Below are 21330 nucleotides of genomic sequence, written 5' to 3' on the forward strand. Positions count from 1 at the left end.
GACCGTCAGGCTAGGACTGATTGACTTTCTTTAAAAATGAATAATAGTGAGAAACTTGTTCTGATTTGGAGAATGGCGTGGAATTCAGCCAATTGCGGATTTTCCAAGCGGTGGCGGAAGAGGGCTCCATTACGCGAGCCGCCGAACGCCTGCATCGCGTGCCCTCCAACCTGTCGACCCGGCTTAAACAGCTCGAAGAGCAACTGGGTGTCGAACTGTTCGTGCGTGAGCGTCAGCGTTTGCAGTTATCACCTGCGGGAAAAGTCCTGCTGGACTACACCACCAAGCTGTTCGCCTTGCATGACGAAGCTCACGCGGCGGTGCAGGGCGGGCAACCGGCCGGGGATTTCGTACTGGGCACCATGTACAGCACCGCCGCGATTCACTTGCCAGAGCTGTTGGCGCGTTATCACCGCCGCTACCCGGCGGTGAACCTGCAAGTGCAGTCGGGGCCCAGCGGTGAATTGCTCGAAGGGCTGCTCACCGGGCGTCTCGATGCGGCGCTGGTGGACGGCCCGCTGGAACTGGCCGGGCTCGACGGCGTGCCGTTGTGCGACGAACGGCTGGTGTTGATCAGCGAGGCCGATCATCCGCCGGTGCGCAGTGCTCTGGATGTCGAAGGGCGTTCGGTGTTCACGTTTCGCCAGGGCTGCTCCTACCGGATGCGCCTGGAAGCCTGGTTTGCCCATGACCATGCGGCTATGGGCCGACCCATGGAGATCGAGTCTTATCCGGGAATGCTGGCCTGCGTGATTGCCGGCTCTGGCGTGGCGCTGATGTCGGAGTCGATGCTCGCCAGTCTGCCGGGGCGTGAAAGCGTGGCGGTGCACCCGTTGGCCGAGCCGTTTGCCAGCGCGACCACCTGGCTGATGTGGCGCAAAGGCATGGTCGGGGCCAACCTGAATGCATGGATCGAGCAGCAGCAGGCGGTGTATCCGTCGACCATGGTCCAGGCCCAGTCAATTTCTTGAACTAACGTCCAAGGATTTGGATCAATTCAGTAACAGATCATTGCGATCTTGAGCGAGCATTGCGTAGGACTTCGGACTATTATCAGTGCGAAGGGGCTACAGAACTTCGGCCGCTCGGCACGACCCTGAAGGGGGGCATCATGAAAGAGAAAATCCAAAACTGGCTGCATGACCTGGGTGTCGCACTCGGTTTGATTGAACCGCCTCTGCAACCGGTGCCAATTCGCACTGATGACGAACAACGTCGCCGCCAGCAGCGCCGTCGGTAAGTCTGGCAAATCACCTGTGGCGAGGGAGCTTGCTCCCGCTGGGGCGCGCAGCGGCCCCATTCATCGCCACTCAGGTGGGTCAGGTTGAGCGCGAGTACAGCTTGCGATTGCTGCGCAATCGAGCGGGAGCAAGCTCCATCGCCACAGAGATTCGTTCGGCCCATCGGATGTATTTAGCAATCCGTTTCAATACCGCCCAATTTCAATCAAAAACCGGGTCAAGTCATTCGCCGTCCTGGCAGTCTTGAGAATCCGGTCTTCTTCGGCGGTAAACGCCGTCAACCCCAACTGATCCTCCAGGCGGAAGATCAGCTCTTCAATATCCTCTTTGTCCAATCCCAACTGCATCAGGTTGGTGTTGTCGTCGAAGTCATCCTGGTTTTCCAGCAGGCGGCGGATGCGACGATGCACGGCGGCACGAACGGCGGCTCTTGTCATGAGGTCCTTCTTCGAGAACGTTATGAGGTCCCTGACGCTGAGTACAGCAGGCTTCAGGCGTGTCGGCGCTGCCACTCGTCAATCATCGAGCGCAGATACTCTCCGGAAGGCTACCGAAATGCGTTCGATCTTGAACCACTGATCGCGGCTGACGATCTTCATGGGCAAATTCCTTCAGGCGAAAAAAAACGGGTGTGGCAACCGACGCCACACCCGCCGAAGAAAGCATCAGGTCGTTATAGAAATCTTAGGCAGCGCTCGCCACTACGGCCGGGCGACGGGATAGCAGGCTGACCACCACGAAACTCACCAGGCCCACGCCGAGGCTGTAGTAGATCGGAGTATTGGCGTCCATACCGTCCTTGATCATGAACAGCAGCGCAGTGGCAAAGCCCAGGCCCATGCTGGCGATGGCGCCGGCGGTGTTTGCGCGTTTCCAGAAGATCGCGCCGATCAGTGGGATCAGCATGCCACCCACCAACAGGTTGTAAGCCAGGGTCAGCGCGCTGATCACGTCATGTACGACCAGAGCGATGCCGAGTACGACGATGCCGGTCAACAGGGTGAACAGGCGGTTCATGCCCAGGCTCGACTGTTTGCCTCCACGCAGTTTCGGCAGCAGGTCTTCGGTCAGTGTGGTGGCAGCGGCGAGCAGGCCGGCGCTGGCGGTGGACATCATGGCCGCCAGGGCCGCGGCGATCACCAGACCACGGATACCGTCCGGCAGGGACAGTTTGACGATGGCGGCGAAAGCGTTGTTGACGTTGTCCAGGTCCGGGATCAGCACGTGAGCGGCCATGCCGATCAGGGCGCAGGCCAGGCCGTAAAGGATGCAGTAGAAGCCTGCGAAGGTACCGGCGACCTGAGCCACTTTGGCGCTCTTGACGGTGAACACACGCTGCCAGATGTCTTGGCCAATCAGGATCCCGAAGAAGTAGATCATGAAGTAGGTGATGATGGTGTCCCAGCCAATCGTGGTGAAGCTGAAGGCAGTGGCCGGCAGTTTCAACACCAATTCATCCCAGCCGCCAACGCGGTACAGGCAGATCGGCAACAGGATGAACATCAGGCCGACGGTCTTGATCACGAACTGGACGATGTCGGTCAAGGTCAGGGACCACATGCCGCCGATGGCCGAGTAGATCACCACCACGCCACCGCCGAGCAATACCGAGACCCAGAACGGCAGGCCGAACAGCACTTGCAGCACGGTGCCGATTGCCAGGATCGAAACTACGCCGATCATCAGCGCATACGCCAGCATGATCACCGCGCTCGCGGAGCGGGCCATCGGGTTGTAGCGTTTTTCCAGCACTTGGGTAACGGTGTAGATTTTCAGTTTCAGCAGCGGTTTGGCGAGGAGCAGGTTCAGCGCCACGATCCCGCAGCCGAGTGCCGCGCACAGCCAGAAACCGGAGATGCCATGGACGTAGCCCAGGCGCACGGTGCCGACGGTGGACGCGCCGCCCAGAACGGTGGCGGCCATGGTGCCCATGTACATGCTCGGGCCTAGGTTGCGACCGGCGACCAAAAAGTCTTCGTTGGTCTTGGCCTTGCGCATGCCGTAATAGCCGAGCATCAGCATCGCGGCGGCGTAGATGAGTACGACGAATAAATCCAAAGCCATGATGGCGTGTCTCCGATTGTCTTTTTTATGGTGAGGCTGAATAGCAGTGATGCGATGGAACACTTAATTGTGGCGAGGGGGCTTGCCCCCGTTGGGTCGCGAAGCGGCCCCAAAACCTGATAGCGCGGTTCTTCAGTCAGAACCGGTTGTTTGTATTGCGACTGCTGCGCAGTCGAACGGGGCGATGCGGCGTTCCGACAAGCCCCCTCGCCACAAAAGCTCCTCGACACAATTTCTGCGAGTTGAATCAGGCGGCTTGTCGCATCGCCGGTTTACCGAGCGAATCCGTGCCCTTGCTGCGTGCATCGTTGGGGCCGAACACCGCAGCCGACTCCGGGAACAGGCTCAGCAGCGTCAGGTACACCAGCGAAGCCAGGCCGAGGGTTACCGGCAGGCTGATGTCGATCCCGCCGACCAGATTGCCGAGCGGCCCGACAAACTGCCCCGGCAGGTTCACGAAGCACAAACCGACCGCGGCACTCGGGATCCAGGCGCCCAGGCCACGCCAGTTCCAGCCGTGGGTGAACCAGTAGCGGCCACCTTTTTCGCCACGGGTGAACACTTGCAGGTCATCCGGGCAGTAAAAGCCGCGACGCACCAGCAGGCCGATGATCATGATCACCATCCATGGGGTGGTGCAGGTGATGATCAGCACGGCGAAGGTCGACACGCTCTGCACCAGGTTCGCTGCAAAGCGCCCGATGAAGATGAAGGCAATCGACATCACGCCGATCAGCAGCGTCGCTTTAACCCGCGACAGGACCCGTGGAAACACACTGGACATGTCCAGCCCGGTGCCATACAGCGACGTGGTGCCGGTGGACATGCCGCCAATCACCGCAATCAGGCACACCGGCAGGAAGAACCAGCTCGGCGATACCGCCAGCAGGCCGCCGACGTAGTTGTTGGCCGCGATGTAGTCCGGTGCCTTGATCGCTACGATGGTGGCGGTGGCCAGGCCGAACAGGAACGGGATGAAGGTCGCGATCTGCGAGATCACCACGGCAGCCATGATCCGGCGCTTGGAGGTGTCACGCGGGATGTAGCGCGACCAGTCGCCGAGGAACGCCCCGAAGGAAATCGGGTTACTCATCGCCACCAGCGCAGCGCCGATGAAAGCCGCCCAGAAACCCGGTTGACCGAGGCTGACACTGCCGGCGTAGTTCACATCGAAAGGGCCGGCGAAGGCGAAGACGCCCAGCAGAAACAGCAGGCTGGCGCTCCACACGGCGATCTTGTTGACCCACAGCAGGAAGCGGAAGCCGTAGATGCACACCGTCAGCACCAGGATCGCGAACAGACCGTAGGCCAGGCCCAGGGTCAGGTCGGTTTCCGGCAGGCCGATCAGGCGTTTCGCACCACCGATCAACGCATCACCCGAACTCCATACCGAGAGCGAGAAGAAGGCGATAGCGGTCAACAGCGACAGGAACGAACCGACGATCCGCCCGTGCACGCCGAAGTGCGCACCGGACGACACGGCGTTGTTGGTGCCATTGAGTGGACCGAACAGGCCCATCGGCGCGAGGATCAGCGAGCCCAGCAACACGCCCAGCACAATCGCCCAGACGCCCGCCTGAAAAGACAGGCCGAACAGTACCGGGAAACTGCCGAGCACGGCGGTGGCGAAGGTGTTGGAACCGCCGAAGATCATCCGGAACAAGTCCGTCGGGCCTGCGGTGCGTTCGTTGTCCGGGATCTGCTCGACCCCGTAGGTTTCAATTTGCGTAAGGCTTTGGTCTTTGTTGTTGTTATTCATGATCTGCTCCGATCATAAAGGCGCGCTCATCGTGCGTGAGCGTCACCTGTTTGGCTAAGGGGGTGGCAGCCCTTCCGGCATTGCGGACAAATGTTCGTGGCAGGCCAGCCATAGGCCTTGTTGTTCTTGGCCAGACGCCTGTTTCTTGAAAACAATCGTCTCGCGTTCCTGGCTGAAGTGTTGCTCCCCTTGCATGCGCAGCTCGGTGGCCACGTCATGGATGAAAATCGCCACGTCACCCTGCAGGCTGACGAAGGCGTTGCTCGAGGTGCACGACAGCACCTCGAAGCCGTCCTCGGCACGCCAGCTGTCCCACAACGCCTGGTAGGCATCGCGCGACAGCAGGGGCTGTTCGAGGGTGTAGAACACGAAGCTGGCGTCGATGCTGAATGCGCCGAAGTAGGCTTCGCGATCGTTTCGGGCAAAGGCCGACACCAGTTCGGCGGCGGCATTGAGTACCTGATCACGTTCGTTCATGACCGATCCTCAGCGATGGACCACGCCTGGCAGTACGCAGAGCATTTCGTACAACAGGTTGGCGCCCAGCAGCGAGGTGTTGCCGGTGGTGTCGTACGCTGGCGAGACTTCTACCAAATCGCAGCCGACCAGGTCGAGGCCTTGGCAACCGCGCACGATTTCAATCGCCTGAATGGTCGTCAGACCGCCGATTTCCGGGGTGCCGGTGCCAGGTGCCCAGGCCGGATCGATGCCGTCGATATCGAAACTCAGGTACACCGGACCGTCGCCGACTTTCTCGCGAACTTCGGCCATCAGCGGCGCCAGGGATTTGTGCCAGCATTCTTCAGCCTGAACCACACGGAAGCCTTGATTGCGGCTCCAGTTGAAGTCATCAGCGGTGTAGCCCTGAGCCCGCAGGCCAATTTGCACTACACGGTCGCAATCCAGAAGACCTTCTTCTACCGCGCGACGGAAGGTGGTGCCGTGGGCGATTTTCTCGCCGAACATGTGATCGTTCACATCCGCGTGAGCGTCGATGTGCACCAGGCCGACCTTGCCGTGCTTTTTATGGATGGCACGCAGGATCGGCAGGGTGATGGTGTGGTCGCCGCCCAGCGTCAGGGGGATCACATCGTGTTCGAGGATATTGTCGTAGGCCTCTTCGATGATCCGCACGGCGTCCAGCAGGTTGAAGGTGTTGATCGCCACGTCACCGATGTCGGCAACCGACAGCGAGTCGAACGGCGCAGCGCCGGTGGCCATGTTGTACGGACGGATCATCACCGATTCAGCGCGGATTTCACGCGGCCCGAAGCGGGTGCCGGGGCGCAGGGACGTGCCGATGTCCAGCGGGATGCCGATAAAGGCAGCGTCCAGGCCGGCAGCGGATGGCAAATGGGGGAGTCGCAGCATGGTGGCGATGCCGCCGAAGCGCGGCATTTCATTGCCGCCCAGTGGTTGGTGAAGAATCTTGTCCACGGGTAAGGCCTCATCGTCGTTGTTTTATTTATGCAGGTAAGCCGCTCGGGGAGAGACGGGCACCGCTGTGGGCCGATTCTGCGAAATGCAGTGGCCGGGAAGAATCGCTACGGGCAAATACTTAGTTCAGATTTTTCTAAACTAATGGCGGGCGGGAAGATAGACTCCCCACCATGCACCGAATCCTTGTGGCGAGGGAGATCACTGTGGCGAGGGGGCTTGCCCCCGTTGGGCTGCGCAGCAGTCGTAAACCTGCCAACTCGGTCTGTCTGATTGCACCGGGGTGAATGGTTTTGGGGCTGCTGCGCAACCCAACGGGGGCAAGCCCCCTCGCCACAAAAGCCCCCTCGCCACAAAAGCAACATGCACTACCTTGCAATGGAGCCCCCCCATGGCCAACGCTTTACCCGACCTGAAACTATTGCGCATCTTCGTCAGCGTGGTCCGCCATCAGGGGTTCGCCAACGCCCAGCACGAGCTCAATCTCTCGACGTCGGCCATCAGCACCTATATGAGCCAGCTCGAAGCGGCCCTCGGCCTGGTGCTGTGCCATCGTGGTCGCGGCGGTTTCAGCCTGACCAGCAAGGGCGAGCTGTTCCATCAGGAAACCCTGCGTCTGTTGGCCGAACTCGAAGGTTTCGAACAATACGCCGCCGCCCTCAAAGGCGAATTGCGCGGCACGTTGAACCTGGGGGTGATCGATTCCACCGTCAGCGACAAGGCCTTGCCGTTCGCCGAAGCCATCGGCGCCTACAGCCAGGAACACCCGGCGGTGCACTTGCATCTCTCGGTCATGAGCCCATACGAACTGCAACTCGGCGTGCAGGACAACCGCCTCGACCTGGCCATCGGTGCCTTTTCCACGCGCATGAGCGGTCTGGTCTACATGCCGCTCTACCGCGAACAGCACTGGCTGTATTGCAGCAGCCGTCATCCGCTGTTCAACGAGCGGCGCATCCCCGAACAGGTCATCACCCAGCAACGCATGGTCGGTCGCGGCTATTGGAGCCAGGCCGAACTGGCGCGTCATGGTTTCAAGCACAGCGCGGCGACCGTGGAAAGTATGGAGGCCCAATTGATTCTGGTGCTGTCCGGCGCCTACATCGGTTACCTGCCGGAGCACTACGCCCAGGCCTGGGCCGACAAGGGGGATTTGCGCGTGCTGCTGCCGGCGACGTTCGGTTATCAGGCGCCATTCTCGATGATCGTGCGCCGTGGCCGTAGCCGCGAGCCGCTGATCCAGACCTTCCGTGATTTGCTCAAAGCACAGCTCAATCAGGCTTAAGAAAATGTCCAGAATCCAGTGCCCGCGCTGCCTGCGCCCGCAAACCCATTGTCTGTGCCCACTGATCCCAAGCCTGGATAGCCGCACGCGGGTGTTGCTGTTGCAGCATCCGAGTGAAGTGAACCATGCATTGAATACCGCACGATTGGCTGCGTTGGGACTCAAGAATGCCGAGTTGATCGTGGGCGAGGTGTTCGAGGATTTGCCGGCGTTGTTGAATCAACCGGGCTATCAGGCGCGGCTGTTGTTTCCCGGTGAAGATGCGCAGCCGATGCAGGCGTACACCGCGAGTGATAAGCCGCTGCTGCTGGTGGTTCCGGACGGTACCTGGCGCAAGGCGCGCAAGATGCTGCACCTCAATCCATTGCTGGCGGCGTTGCCGAGAGTGACATTGGCCGAGGGCGGGGTGTCCCGTTATCGCTTGCGCAAGGCACCGGGGCCGGGGGCATTGTCGACGGTGGAGGCGATTGTGCAGGCGTTGCAGACCCTCGAAGCACCGAGCAGTTTCGAGCCGTTATTAAAGCCGTTCGAGGCGCTGATCGAGGGGCAGATCGCGGCGATGGGGGAGGAGACCTATCAGAAGAATCACGGCCGGTGATGACTTGTGGCGAGGGAGCTTGCTCCCGCTGGGCTGCGCAGCAGCCCCAAAACCATTCAGCCTGTGTGTCAGGGAAATCATGCTGACAGGTTTTGGGAGCGCTTCGCACTCCAGCGGGAGCAAGCTCCCTCGCCACAGGGACAGCGTGAGACTTAGCGTTCGCGCATCGCCTCGGTCCGTGCCTTCAACACCGGTTTAAGCAGGTAATCCAGCACGCTTTTCTCCCCGGTAATAATGTCCACCGTCGCCACCATCCCCGGAATGATCAGCAGCGGTTTCACATCCCCGCCCAAGTGATTCTTGTCGGTCCTGACCTGAATCAGATAAAAGCTGTTGCCCTTGTCATCGGTAATGGTGTCCGCCCCGATCAACTCAAGCCTGGCACTCAACCCGCCATAAATCGTGTAGTCATAAGCGCTGAACTTGACCATGGCTTTCTGGCCCGGGTGCAGGAACGCCACGTCTTGAGGGCGGACCTTGGCTTCGATCAGCAGGTTGTCCTCCACGGGCACGATTTCCACCATGTCGCTGCCCGGCTGGACCACGCCGCCGATGGTATTGACCTTCAGCACTTTGATGATGCCGTGAACCGGCGACACCACGGTGGTGCGCGTTACCCGGTCGTCGATGGCAATGCTCGTGGCGGTGATTTTCGACAGGTCGGTGCGTTTCTCGTTCAGCTCTTTCGCCGCGTCCGAGCGGAAGGATTGTTCGGACTCGTCGATCTTGCTTTTGATCTCATTGATCGCCGATTCCGCCCGGGGAATCGCCAGGGTCGTGGCGTTCAACGAGCCGCGGATTTCCACCGCGCTACGTTTGAGCCGCAGGATTTCCACCGGTGACACCGCCCCGGTGCCCACCAGCGGCGCCGACATGTTCATCTCTTGTTGCAGCAGCGCCAGGCTGGAGCTGAACTGCCCCTGTTTGGAACGGAATTCCGCCAGTTCCTGGGTTTTTTGCCGAAGTTGTTCAGTCAGCGTGCGCTGTTCGCTGGCCAGTCGGCGCTGGCGTTGTTCATACAGCGAGCGTTCGTCCTCGGCCACTTGCGGCGCCTTGGCGATCACTTCCTGCGACAGTGTGAATGGCCGGCCTTCCGCTTCGGCGGACAATCGTTCGACCTGCGCGATCAAGGCATAGCGGTCCGCTTCGCTTTCGCCCTTATTCGACAGGAATCGCGTGTCATCCAGGCGCAGCAAGGTGTCGCCCTTGTTCACCATTTGCCCTTCGCGAACGAAAATCTCGGTGACGATGCCGCCTTCCAGGTTCTGGATCACCTGTATCTTGCTCGACGGAATCGCCTTGCCTTCGCCCATGGTGACTTCCTGCAACACGGCGAATTTGGCCCAGACCAGCGCGCTGATCAGCAGCGCCGCCGCCAGCCACACGGTGATCCGCGACCAGCGCGGTGAATCCTGCAACGAGGCGCCGGCGGTTTCCGGCATGAACTCGCTCTCGGCACTTTTGCTGAAACTGCCGAAGTAGCTTCGGGCCGCTGAATCCGGTGTTTGAGCAGACATGAGGCGATACCCGTCAGTTAAGAGAAATAAGGCCGATCACAAACTTGTGGCGAGGGAGCTCCTGTGGCGAGGGGGCTTGCCCCCGTTCGGCTGCGAAGCAGTCGTAAACCTGCCAGCTCGATCTGTCTGATACAACGGGGTGAATGGCTTTGGGGTCGCTTCGCGATCCAACGGGGGCAAGCCCCCTCGCCACAGGAGCCCCCTCGCCACAAGTATGTATTGGCATCGAGTGGGCGCTCCTAAACCGTCGCAGAGCCGACACGGCCCTTGCGCAATGCATCGATCACCGCTTCTTTCGGGCCGTCGGCGACGATCCGCCCGTTGTCCAGCACCACCAGCCGATCCACCAGGCTGAGCATCGAACTGCGATGGGTGACCAGCAGCACGGTTTTGCCCTGGACCCAGCCGTGGAGTTTCTGCCGTAGAAGGTCTTCGCTGCTGTTGTCCATGGCGCTGGTCGGTTCGTCGAGCAGCATGATTGGCGGATCGAGCAACAAGGCCCGCGCCAGCAACACCGCTTGCCGTTGCCCACCCGACAGCAATTGACCACGCTCGCCCACTGGCCGATCAAACCCTTGTGGATGCTGACGCGCCAGTTCAGTCACGCCGGTCAGCTCAGCGACTTCAAGCATCCGGGCATCGCTGACATAACGGGCGCCGAGGGTCAGGTTGTCGCGCAGGCTGCCGGCCAACAAGGGCAGGTCGTGGGCGACATAGCCGATCTGTTGACGCAGGTCGGCGACGTCCAGTTGCCGCAGGTCCAGGCCATCGAGCAGCAACTGGCCTTCTTCCGGCGCGTAGAAACCCATCACCAGCCGCGCCAAGGTGCTTTTGCCCGAGCCGCTACGGCCGATGATGCCGATCCGCTCGCCCGGTTTCATGCTGAAGCTGACGTTGGCCAGGGCCGGCGCGTTCTGGCCGTTGTAGTGGAACGTCACGCCGCTGACGTCCAGGGCGCCTTGCAGTTGCGTGCGCTCCAGCGGCCGCTGCCTGGCATCGCGCTCTTGCGGCAACGACATCAGCGAATCGGTGCTTTTCATGGTCAGTTGCGCTTGCTGGTAACGGGTAATCAACCCGGCGATCTGCCCCAGCGGCGCGAGCACGCGGCTGCCGAGCATGTAGCTTGCCACCAGCGCACCGACGCTGAGGTTGCCGGCGATGATGCTATAGACCCCGGCGACGATGGTCGCCATGCCGGAAAACTGCTGAATGAACAGCGTGCCGTTGGTGGCCAGCGCGGAGAGGTTGCGCGCATGGCTGTCGAGGCGGGTGAGGGCGCCGTGGGTGCTTTCCCATTTGTGCTGGCGCTCGCTTTCAGCGCTGCAGGCCTTGAGGGTTTCCAGGCCACCGAGGGTTTCGATCAGCAGAGCCTGGCGTTCGGCACCGAGGCTCAGACTCTTCTGCACGGTGTCGCGCAGGCGCGCCTGAATCACCATGGCGAAGAGGATCGTGATGGGGAAGGCCAGCAGTGGAATCACCACCAGCCAGCCGCCGAGCAGGCCGATGACTACCAGCATCAGCACAGCGAAGGGCATGTCGATCAGGCTGGTCAGCGTGACGGCGGTGAGAAACTCCCGCAGGCCCTGGAAGTCATGAATGCTCTGGGCGAAACCACCGATGGTTGCGGGTCGCGCTTTCATCGCCATGCCGGTGATGCGTTCGAACAGGGTCGCTGAAAGAATCACGTCGGTTTTCTTCCCGGCAGTGTCCAGCAAGTGTGCACGAACCACCCGCAGCACCAGTTCGAAACCGGTGCCGATCAGCAAGCCGATCGACAACACCCACAAGGTTGAAGTGGCCTGGTTCGGCACCACCCGGTCGTAGGTCTGCATTACGAACAGCGGCACCATCAGGCCCAGCAGGTTGATCAGGAAACTTGCCAGAATCGCATCGCTGTACAGCCATTTCGACAGCTTCAGCGTGTCGCGAAACCACGCCTCGACCCGCGGCACCAGCGGCGCGCGCAAGTCTTCGAGTTCATGCCGTGGCCGGGCGAACAAGGCCTGGCCGCTGTAGTTGGCGGCCAGCTCGTCCGTACTGACCCACTGTTCTCCGCCGTCGGCTTCGCTGGGCAGAATCAGCGCCTGACCATCGTCGCCCCAACGGCGCAAGACCGCGCAGCGGCCATGGTTGAGGATCAGCATCACCGGCAGGTTGAGCGCAGAAATATCCGCCAGTTCACGGCGCAGCACCCGCGCCTGCAAACTGGCCCGGGCCGCTGCGCGGGGCAGCAGGTCCAGGCTCAAGCGTTGGTGTGCCATTGGCAGCCCGGCACTCAGGCTGGCGCGACTGACCGTCGCGCCGTGGAGTTTGCAGAGAATCAACAGGCCGTCCAGAAGCGGATCATCGAAACTAAGACGCGGATCGACACCCGTGTTGCCGGTTTCCATGCTGGTCACATTGATCGCTCCTACACGGCGTTACTTCATTTGAGTTCAGGCAAGCGCGCTTCGTTTTTCACTTCGGTGGCGGCGATCGCATCGGCGGGCAGCACCACCCGTTGCTTGCTCAACAACTGGCCCATGTTCGCCAGCACGCGGTACATCGAGAACTCCTCGGTGTAGCGCACTTCGGTGTAGCGGCGGTTGGCGTTGTAGAGCTCGTTTTCACTGTCGAGCAAGTCGAGCAGAGTCCGTTGGCCGAGACCGAACTGATCCTGATACGCCGCCCGTACACGGGTGGTGGTTTCGGCGTATTCACGGGCGGTCGGGGTTTGTTTCTTGGCGTTCTGCATGGCGTTCCAGGCCAGGTGGATGTTCTCGTTGAGCTGGCGCAATGCGTTGTTGCGGATGTCCATCGCCTGGTTGATCTGATGCGCATCGGAGGCCAACCGGGCCTTGTCGCTGCCGCCACGGAACAGGTTGTAGTTCATCACCACGCCCACTCGCCATTCGTTGTCGTGGCCTTGATCGCCCTGCACATTGTTATTGGCGCCCACCGCTGCTTCGGCGTCGAAGCGTGGGTAGAACGGCGACTTGGCGACTTCGTACTGGCTCTCGGCCGATTGCACATCAGCCTGGGCGGATTTCAGGTACGGGTTGTTTTCCACCATGCTCTGCTGGGCTTCGGGCAGGGTGGCGGGCAGTTCGCCGCGGGTCGACGGCGGCGCTTCGAGTTCATCGGGCATGCGCCCCACGACGCTGTAGAAATTCGCTTCGGCATCGGCCAGATCGACTTCGGCGGTGTCGAGGTTGTTTTGCGCCAGTGCCCGGCGAGCGGTGGACTGGTCGGCGTCGGCGTTGCTGCCGATCCCACGCTGGGTACGCAGGCCGATCTGATCGTTGACCCGCATGTGCGCTTGTAGATTGTTCTTGGCCAGGGTCACCAGTTCGCGGCGCTTGAGCACTTCGAGGTACACCTCGATGGTGCGCAGGGCCAGGTCCTGGGCGGTGCCTTGAGCGTAATAGGCCCGCGAGTTGGACACGCCTTTGGTGCGCGCGACCTCGTTGGCGGTGTTGAAACCATCAAACAGCATTTGCCGCAGGCGCAGTTCCGACTGGGTGTAGGTGAGGATTTCGGTGTTGTGATTGCCACGCGACCGGGTGGTGGTGTTATCGCTGTAGCCGCGCCCATAGGCGGCGTTCAAATCCACCGATGGATAAAAGCCCCCTTTAGCGACTTTAATCTGCTCGTCGGCCGAGAGCCGGGCATCGACCCGAGACGCCAGTTCCGGGTGGGTCGCAATGGTGCTCTGGATCGCCTCGGTCAATGACATCGCCTGAGCCTGAGAAGCGCAGGCCATGGCCAGCAGAATCGCACTGCAAAGGGGGGTTAAAACGCGCATGGGTGCATCTCCCTGATTCCTGATGGTGCTTAGCGGTCGCCATTTTTTTGACGATATTTTTAGATGAAACCGTTTCATGCCTGTAACAACAGAGCTAAGAACATCCTGAAGCGTAGCTAAGAAAAATTTTTCATAAGGGCTATGCCAAAAAAAACTTATGCGGCCTGAAAAAACCAGCACATTGTTCAATGCGAAAGCCTTTGTTTTATTGGCTTTCTGGAGCATCAACAGGGTTTTGGAAAGTTCCATTCACTTTTCGACACAGGGCGAAGAAGTGCTGGAGGGGAGGAGAGCGAGACGGTTTAGAGGCGACATTTTTTTGTCACTCGAGTGATTCAGAACCGTTACGCATGCGTTTGCAGGCCGGTCGTTTTGGAAGTGGGTCCCGATGCCATTGATTGCAGAGGGTTTTATCCCGATCCCAAGACACCCCCCTCGCGAACGACACGCCTGGCGAGAGTGTCGGGAGGCAGCGGTTTACTTCAGGTAAACGCTTTCCGGCACGCGGGTCTCGGGCAACCTGCTTGAACCATGAGCACGTTTCTTCGCGCAAACAGGATGCCGACAGCAGTTGGCAGCGGAGGAATGCACATGGCAACGCTCATCGGTATCGTCAGTAAGGTCATCGGTCAGGTGTATGTAGTGGCGGGTGATGGCACTCGACGGGCACTGATCGAGGGCGATCGGCTGTTTGCCGGCGAGCAGCTGGTCACCGGGGCCGAAGGGGCGGTGGCGGTGCATATGCAAAATGGCCAGGAGCTGACGCTGGGGCGTGACAGCAGCCTGCAAATGAATGCCCAGTTACTGGCGCACCAGGTGCCGCATGTGGAGACCACTGATGCGGTAACGCCGAGCCAGGCGCAACTGACCGATGTCGAGCAACTGCAAAAAGCCATTGCCGCCGGTGCCGACCCGACCCAGACCGCTGAGGCCACCGCCGCCGGACCGGGCGCAACGGGCGCGCCCGGTGGTGCGCTGGGTGGTGGCCACAGTTTTGTGCTGTTGGAGGAAGTGGGCGGGCGGGTCGATCCCACGATTGGTTTCCCCACCGCCGGCTTCAACGGTATTCCCGAATTCCCCCTGGAGCGCCGGGACGCTGCGACGGACAACGGCGATAAAGGCATCGTTACGCCGTTTGCCGCGAACGTGCCGAATCACCCGGTCATCCTCACCGGCCTGTCGGTGGCGGGCGGTGAACTGACCCTCAATGAAGCCAACCTGGCGGACGGGTCGGCCAGCAACCCGGGGGCGCTGACTCAGCACAGCACGTTCACCGTGTCTGCGCCCGACGGGCTGAGCAGCCTGAGCATCGGCGGGATCAGCGTGATCAGTGGCGGGGTGCCCATCGGTTTTCCTCAGTCGATCACCACTCAACTGGGCAACACCCTGACGATCACCGGCTACAACCCGGCCACCGGCGTGGTCAGTTACAGCTACACCCTGGTCGGCAACGAAACCCATTCAGCCGGTGACGGCACCAACAATCTCAGTGAACAATTCACTGTGGTTGCGAACGACAGTAACGGCGATACCGCCACCGGTTCGTTGGACGTCAATATCACCGACGATGTGCCCAAGGCCATCGACGACAGCAACGCCCATACCGCATCGGAAACCCTGCTGACCCTGACCGGCAGCGTGCTGCCCAACGACGTCCAGGGCGCCGACCGCATTGCCACCGGCCCCGACAGCGGGCCGATCATCGGCGGTACTTTCACCGGGACGTTCGGTACCTTGGTACTCAATGCCAACGGCACGTACACCTACACCCTTAACACCAGCGACGCCGATTTCAAAGCCCTGCACGGCGGTGGCAACGGCACCGAAAACTTCGTCTACACCCTTACCGATTCCGATGGCGATACCAGCACCGCGACGCTGGTGCTGAACATCCATAACAACGACGACCTGGTGACGCTCGATGGCCTGAACGTCAACGGCGGCGAACTGACCGTCTACGAAAAAAACCTCAGCGACGGCAGCAGCCCCAACACACCGGCGCTGACCCAGAGCGGCACCTTCACCGTCACCGCGCTCGACGGTTTGCAAACCCTGACGGTGGGCGGCATCGCGGTGGTCACCGGTGGCGTGGCCGCAGGCTTCCCGCAGTCGATCGTCACTCCGCTTGGCAGCACGCTGACCGTCACCGGTTACGACAGTGCGACTGGCGTGGTCAGCTACAGCTATACCCTGGTGGATAACGAAACCCACCCGAACGCCAACGGCGCCAACAGCATCACCGAGAACCTCAATGTCGTCGCCACTGACGTCGACGGCAGCACGGCTTTGGGCCAGATCAACGTCAACATCGTCGATGACTTGCCCACCGCCAACCCTGATCACGCCTCAGTGGCCGAAGGCGCGACGGTCTCGGGCAACGTGCTGGGCAACGATATCGGCGGCGCCGACGGGCCGGCACTCGGTGGCGCGGTGGTCGGCGTACGCGCCGGCAGCGACACCTCGACTTCAGCCATCGGTGGCTTGAACAGTCAAATCAACGGCACCTATGGCTACCTGACCCTGGATGCCAACGGCGATGCGGTCTATCACAGCAATCCAAATGCCGTGAACGGCCCTGGCGCGACCGATGTGTTCACTTACACCGTGCGCGATGCCGACGGCGATGAAAGCACCACCACCATTACCATCGATGTGGCCAACTGCACCCTCGTAGCTGCCACTGACACCGACGTGACGGTTAATGAAAAAGCGCTGGACCTGACCAAGGACGGGCAGGACCTGGCAGCGGGCACGGTCATCGGCAGCGAGCCTGGCAGCACCGGCGAAACCGCCTCCGGCACGCTGGTGGGTTCAGTCACCGGCACCAGCGACACCATCACGTACAGCCTGGTCGGCAGCGCCAACGGAACCTACGGGCAAATCCTGCTCAATCCGGACGGCAGCTACACCTACACCCTGACCTCGCCTCCGACGACTACACCTCACGCCAACGATGGCGCGAACACCCTCAGCGAAAGTTTCACCTATCAGGCCACCGACTCCCTGGGCAACAGCGTCACCAGCACCATCGTGATCAACATCGTCGATGACGTGCCAACCGCTCATGCCGATGTCGTCTCAGTGGCGGAAGGCGGCACGGTTAGTGGCAATGTGTTGGGCAATGATGTGCTCGGTGCTGACGGCCCGGCCTTGGGTGGCGCGGTGGTTGGCGTGCGCGCCGGCGGCGATACCTCGACTTCGGCTATCGGTGGCTTGAACACGCACATTACCGGCACTTACGGCTATCTCACCCTGGATGCCAACGGCAACGCCGTGTACCACAGCAATCCGAACTCGGTCGGTGAACCGGGCGCCACGGACGTGTTCACCTACACCGTGCGCGATGGCGACGGCGATGAAAGCACCACGACCATCACCATCGACATCTCCAACTGTTCCCTCGTGGTGGCCCCCGATAACGACGTGACCGTTTACGAAAAGGCGTTGGATCTGACCAAGGACGGCCAGGACCTGGCGGCGGGCACCGTCATCGGCAGCGAGCCTGACAACACCGGTGAAACCGCCTCCGGCACATTAGTCGGTTCAATCACTGGCGCCACGGGTGCAATTACTTACGCCCTGGTCGGCAGCGCCACCGGCACCTATGGGCAAATCCTGGTCAACCCGGACGGTTCCTACACTTACACCCTGATTTCTGCGCCCACGACCACGCCGCATGCCAACGACGGCGCGAATACCCTGAGCGAAAGTTTCACCTATCAGGCCACCGATTCTCTGGGCAACAGCGTCACCAGTACCATCGTGATCAACATCGTCGATGACGTGCCGACGGCCCATTGCGATTCGGTTTCGGTGGTGGAGGGCGGCACGGTCAGCGGCAATGTGCTGGACAACGATGTGCTCGGCGCTGATGGCCCGGCCTTGGGTGGGGCAGTGGTCGGCGTGCGTGCCGGCAGCGACACCTCGACTTCGGCCATCGGCGGCTTGAACACGCAAATCAACGGCGCTTACGGCTACCTGACCCTGGATGCCAGCGGCAATGCGGTGTACCACAGCAACCCGAATTCGGTCGGCGAAGCGGGCGCCACGGACACCTTCACCTACACCGTGCGCGATGCCGACGGCGATGAAAGCACCGCCACGATCACTGTTGACGTCTCCAACAACTGCCTCGTAGCCGCCACCGATACCGATGTGACCGTCTACGAAAAAGCGTTGGATCTGACCAAGGACGGCCAGGACCTGGCGGCGGGCAGCGTCACCGGCAGCGAGCCCGGCAACACCGGTGAAACCGGCTCAGGTACGTTGGCAGGCTCGGTCTCTGGCGCCACCGGCGCGATCACCTACACCCTGGTCGGCAGCGCCACCGGCACCTACGGGCAGATCCTGCTCAATCCCGACGGTTCCTACACGTACACCTTGACCTCGGCGCCGAAAACTTCGCCCAACGCCAACGACGGCGCGAACACCCTGAACGAAAGCTTCACCTACAAAGCCACCGATGCGCTGGGCAACAGTACCACCGGCACCCTTGTGGTCAGCATCGTCGATGACGTGCCTCACGCCGTCGCCTCGGACCGTTCGGTGCCGGCAGTGCAGATCGACTCCAACCTGATGCTGGTGATCGATGTATCCGGGAGCATGGACGACCCCTCCGGCGTATCGGGCCTGTCGCGGCTGGACCTGGCCAAGCAGGCGATCAGCGCGCTGCTCGACAAGTACGACAATCTGGGTGACGTGAAGGTACAGATCGTCACCTTCAGCAGCAGCGCCACCGACCAGACGTCGATCTGGGTCGATGTGGCGACGGCCAAGTCGATCATCGCTACGCTGACGGCAGGTGGCGGCACCAACTACGACGCGGCCGTGGCAACCATGGAAACCGCATTCGACACCTCGGGCAAACTCATCGGGGCGCAGAACGTCGGCTACTTCTTCTCCGATGGCAAACCCAACGAAGGCGACATCGGCACTGCGGACGAGATCGCGCTCAAAGCCTTCCTCGACGCCAATGGCATCAAGAACTACGCCATCGGCCTGGGCAGCGGCGTCAATAACGCCAGCCTCGATCCGGTGGCCTATGACGGCAGCACGCACACCGACACCAACGCTGTGGTGGTGACCGACCTCAACCAACTCAACTCGGTACTTTCGGGCACCGTGCAAGGTGCGCCGGTCACCGGTTCGTTGCTGGGCGAGGGCGGTACATTTGGCGCCGATGGCGGTTTCATCAAAACCCTCACGGTCGACGGCACCACCTATACCTACGACCCGAAAGCCAACAGCAATCAGGGTTCGCTGAACTTCAGCGGCGGCGCCAACCACGGCACCTTCAACACCGTCGACAACACCCTGAGCATCGCCACCAACAACAGCGGCACGCTGCTGGTGAACCTCGACACCGGCGAGTACACCTACACCTCGCAGAAAACCACGGCCGTGCAGATCACCGAAAACATCGGCTTCACCGCCAGCGACAACGACGGCGACCTCACCAGTTCGACCCTGACAGTCAACGTGATTCCGAATTCGCCACCGGTGGCAGTCGATGATCACATCATCACCAACGTGCTGTCGGGCAGTATCGTGGTGCCGGGCGAGCTGCTATTGGCCAACGACACCGACCCCAACGGTGATGCGCTCACGGCATCGCCGACTACCTTCAACACGGGTTGGACGGCCAAGGGGGCGGACTTTACCGGCACCAACTCGAGCTTCAGTTTCACCGGCAATAACGTCCAGGCCGTGACTATCGCCCGCAGTGCATTCGTCGCCAACGCTGCCGCCATGACCGCCATGCTGGTGGTCAGCGGGGCCTTGGGGGCGGTCAGCACCAACAATACCAACGATGAGGACCGCATCACCGTCAACCTCAAACAGGGCGAGACCCTCAACCTGGACCACAACCTGGCGGCCGGCCACATCACCATGGAGTACTCGGTCAATGGCGGCGCTTACATGGCTCTCGCCGATGGCCAGACCATCACCGCCACGGCGGACGGCACGTACCAGATCCACATCACCAACATCGACGACGGGGGACCTGGCAACAGCGGGAAGGGGGCGGAAAACTATCAACTGACCATGACCGTCAACTACGCCGGAGCCCAGGACTCCACGCCAGACTTCCACGGCACCTACACCGCCAGCGACAACCACGGCGGCAGCGACAGCGCGGCAGTCGACATCACCTATCAGGCCGGCCATACACTGACCGGCACCTCGGGCGATGACGTGTTGATCGCGGGCACCGGCAACAACATTATCAATGCGGGTGACGGCAACGACGTGCTCACCGCAGGCTCAGGCAATAACGAGATGCACGGCGGTGCCGGCAACGATCTGCTGTTCAGCGGGCCGGGCAACGATTGGCTCGACGGCGGCACCGGTAACGACACCGCGAGCTACGCCCATGCCACCGCCGGCGTCACTGTCGACCTCAGCCTGCTCACCGCGCAAAACACCGTTGGCGCAGGCACCGACACCCTGACCGGCATCGAAAACCTCACGGGCTCGAACTTCAACGACAGCCTCACGGGCGACAACAACGGCAACATCATCAACGGCGGTCTGGGTAACGATGTGCTCAACGGCGGGGGCGGCGACGACTTCCTGATCGGCGGCCTGGGCGACAACACCCTCACCGGCGGCAGCGGTGCCGACACCTTCCAGTGGCTCAAAGGCAACAGCGGCCACGACGTCATCACCGACTTCACCCCGGGCACCGACAAACTCGACCTGTCGCAACTGCTGCAAGGCGAGAACGGCACCGCGGCATCGCTGGATGACTACCTGCACTTCAAAGTCACCGGCAGCGGCGCGACCCTGGTCACCAGCATCGACATCAGCGCCATGGCCGGCGCCACGCCGAGCCAGACCATCGACCTGGCCGGTGTGAACCTGGCCAGCCACTACGGCGTCACCCCCGGAGCGAATGGTGTGATTGCCGGCGGGGCGGACACTGCGACCATCATCAACGGCATGCTCAATGACCATTCGTTGAAGGTAGATACGGTGTGATCTGAAACGACAAAACCCGCCATCCCGGTGAAAGGGGATGGCGGGTTTTTTGTTGGTTGAGGATTTATCTACCGGCCCTATGCCCGGATACACCTCATGTGGCGAGGGGGCTTGCCCCCGTTCGGCTGCGCAGCAGTCGTAAAACCTGTACATGCAGTTTGCCAGACAGACAGTGATTGCAGGTTTTGGGGGCCGCTTCGCAGCCCAACGGGGGCAAGCCCCCTCGCCACAGGGATCAGGTTACAGGGCCGGGTCAGCCTTCAGCTCCAGACTATCCAGCGCCCGATTCACCGCCAGCTCCCCGAACATGATGAGTTGCGCGACGCCCAGTATCGTATTGCGCTGCGGCCCCTCCAGAAACCCGGCGCAGTCACTGGCGATCACCTTGGCCGAGGCAAAGGACTCGCAGGCATTGGCCAGTAGTTCTTCGATGTCGATGTCCGGGGCAACGGTGTAAATCGTGCTCGGCTTGCGTGGGGGCTTGGGGGCGGACGGTTTGAGGTAGTAATCGAGGGCGCGCTCGGCGGCTTCGTTGAGTTTTTTGGAGTCCGGGGTTTCGTAGGGGGAAACGTCGTCGGTTTCGGGTGGGTTGGGTGTGATTTTGAACATGTTGAAGCTCCTTGATTAATGGAGCTGTCACTGCTCGCTGCGAAACGAGGGAGGT

The 21330-nt window shown here is 61.2% G+C and carries 14 protein-coding genes; 5 read left to right on the forward strand and 9 right to left on the reverse strand.

Going from position 1 to position 21330, the window contains the following annotated elements:
• The first annotated feature begins 77 nt into the window (after positions 1–77).
• Both ptrR and AC1DQM_RS18720 read left to right on the forward strand, forming a co-directional pair.
• A complete protein-coding gene (gene ptrR, locus AC1DQM_RS18715) occupies positions 78–971 on the forward strand; it encodes a putrescine utilization regulator PtrR (protein ID WP_138866141.1) in 894 nt (297 codons plus the stop codon).
• A 140-nt stretch (positions 972–1111) separates the two neighbouring features.
• The gene (locus AC1DQM_RS18720) at positions 1112–1240 is read left to right on the forward strand and encodes a PA1414 family protein (protein WP_007914492.1); all 129 of its coding nucleotides are present in this window, start codon (positions 1112–1114) and stop codon (positions 1238–1240) included.
• Positions 1241–1426: 186 nt separating this feature from the next.
• Here the strand turns inward: AC1DQM_RS18720 and AC1DQM_RS18725 are convergent, their stop codons facing one another.
• The 5 genes from AC1DQM_RS18725 to speB form a co-directional block, all read right to left on the reverse strand.
• The gene (locus tag AC1DQM_RS18725) at positions 1427–1678 is read right to left on the reverse strand and encodes a phosphopantetheine-containing protein (protein WP_026345692.1); all 252 of its coding nucleotides are present in this window, start codon (positions 1676–1678) and stop codon (positions 1427–1429) included.
• Between the two features lie 247 nt (positions 1679–1925).
• Complete coding sequence (locus AC1DQM_RS18730) at positions 1926–3305, reverse strand: sodium:solute symporter family protein (protein ID WP_477746656.1); 1380 nt, start codon at positions 3303–3305, stop codon at positions 1926–1928.
• A gap of 247 nt (positions 3306–3552) precedes the next feature.
• Positions 3553–5064: a purine-cytosine permease family protein gene (locus AC1DQM_RS18735; RefSeq protein ID WP_477746657.1), complete on the reverse strand. Its 1512-nt coding sequence runs from the start codon at positions 5062–5064 to the stop codon at positions 3553–3555.
• Between the two features lie 54 nt (positions 5065–5118).
• The gene (locus AC1DQM_RS18740) at positions 5119–5541 is read right to left on the reverse strand and encodes a YybH family protein (RefSeq protein WP_018929906.1); all 423 of its coding nucleotides are present in this window, start codon (positions 5539–5541) and stop codon (positions 5119–5121) included.
• Between the two features lie 9 nt (positions 5542–5550).
• Positions 5551–6501: an agmatinase gene (gene speB, locus AC1DQM_RS18745; RefSeq protein ID WP_007942156.1), complete on the reverse strand. Its 951-nt coding sequence runs from the start codon at positions 6499–6501 to the stop codon at positions 5551–5553.
• A 391-nt stretch (positions 6502–6892) separates the two neighbouring features.
• On the opposite strand from speB, the gene AC1DQM_RS18750 reads away from it, so the two are divergent.
• Complete coding sequence (locus AC1DQM_RS18750) at positions 6893–7786, forward strand: LysR family transcriptional regulator (RefSeq protein ID WP_007938472.1); 894 nt, start codon at positions 6893–6895, stop codon at positions 7784–7786.
• 4 nt (positions 7787–7790) lie between these two features.
• On the forward strand, positions 7791–8384 hold the full coding sequence (locus AC1DQM_RS18755; RefSeq protein ID WP_064619603.1) for a tRNA-uridine aminocarboxypropyltransferase: 594 nt from the start codon (positions 7791–7793) through the stop codon (positions 8382–8384).
• Between the two features lie 152 nt (positions 8385–8536).
• Here AC1DQM_RS18755 and AC1DQM_RS18760 read toward each other — a convergent pair whose 3' ends face one another.
• The 3 genes from AC1DQM_RS18760 to AC1DQM_RS18770 form a co-directional block, all read right to left on the reverse strand.
• Entirely contained in the window at positions 8537–9901 is a 1365-nt protein-coding gene (locus AC1DQM_RS18760) for an HlyD family type I secretion periplasmic adaptor subunit (RefSeq protein WP_477743407.1), read from the reverse strand.
• A 239-nt stretch (positions 9902–10140) separates the two neighbouring features.
• Entirely contained in the window at positions 10141–12300 is a 2160-nt protein-coding gene (locus tag AC1DQM_RS18765) for a type I secretion system permease/ATPase (protein WP_477746658.1), read from the reverse strand.
• A gap of 26 nt (positions 12301–12326) precedes the next feature.
• Positions 12327–13685: a TolC family outer membrane protein gene (locus AC1DQM_RS18770; protein WP_019648053.1), complete on the reverse strand. Its 1359-nt coding sequence runs from the start codon at positions 13683–13685 to the stop codon at positions 12327–12329.
• A gap of 591 nt (positions 13686–14276) precedes the next feature.
• Between AC1DQM_RS18770 and AC1DQM_RS18775 the strand changes: the two genes are divergently transcribed.
• On the forward strand, positions 14277–20666 hold the full coding sequence (locus tag AC1DQM_RS18775; protein WP_477746659.1) for a retention module-containing protein: 6390 nt from the start codon (positions 14277–14279) through the stop codon (positions 20664–20666).
• Between the two features lie 240 nt (positions 20667–20906).
• Here AC1DQM_RS18775 and AC1DQM_RS18780 read toward each other — a convergent pair whose 3' ends face one another.
• The gene (locus tag AC1DQM_RS18780) at positions 20907–21275 is read right to left on the reverse strand and encodes a DUF6124 family protein (protein ID WP_477746660.1); all 369 of its coding nucleotides are present in this window, start codon (positions 21273–21275) and stop codon (positions 20907–20909) included.
• Positions 21276–21330 lie beyond the last annotated feature (55 nt).

The organism is Pseudomonas sp. 01L34 (genome assembly GCF_056400265.1).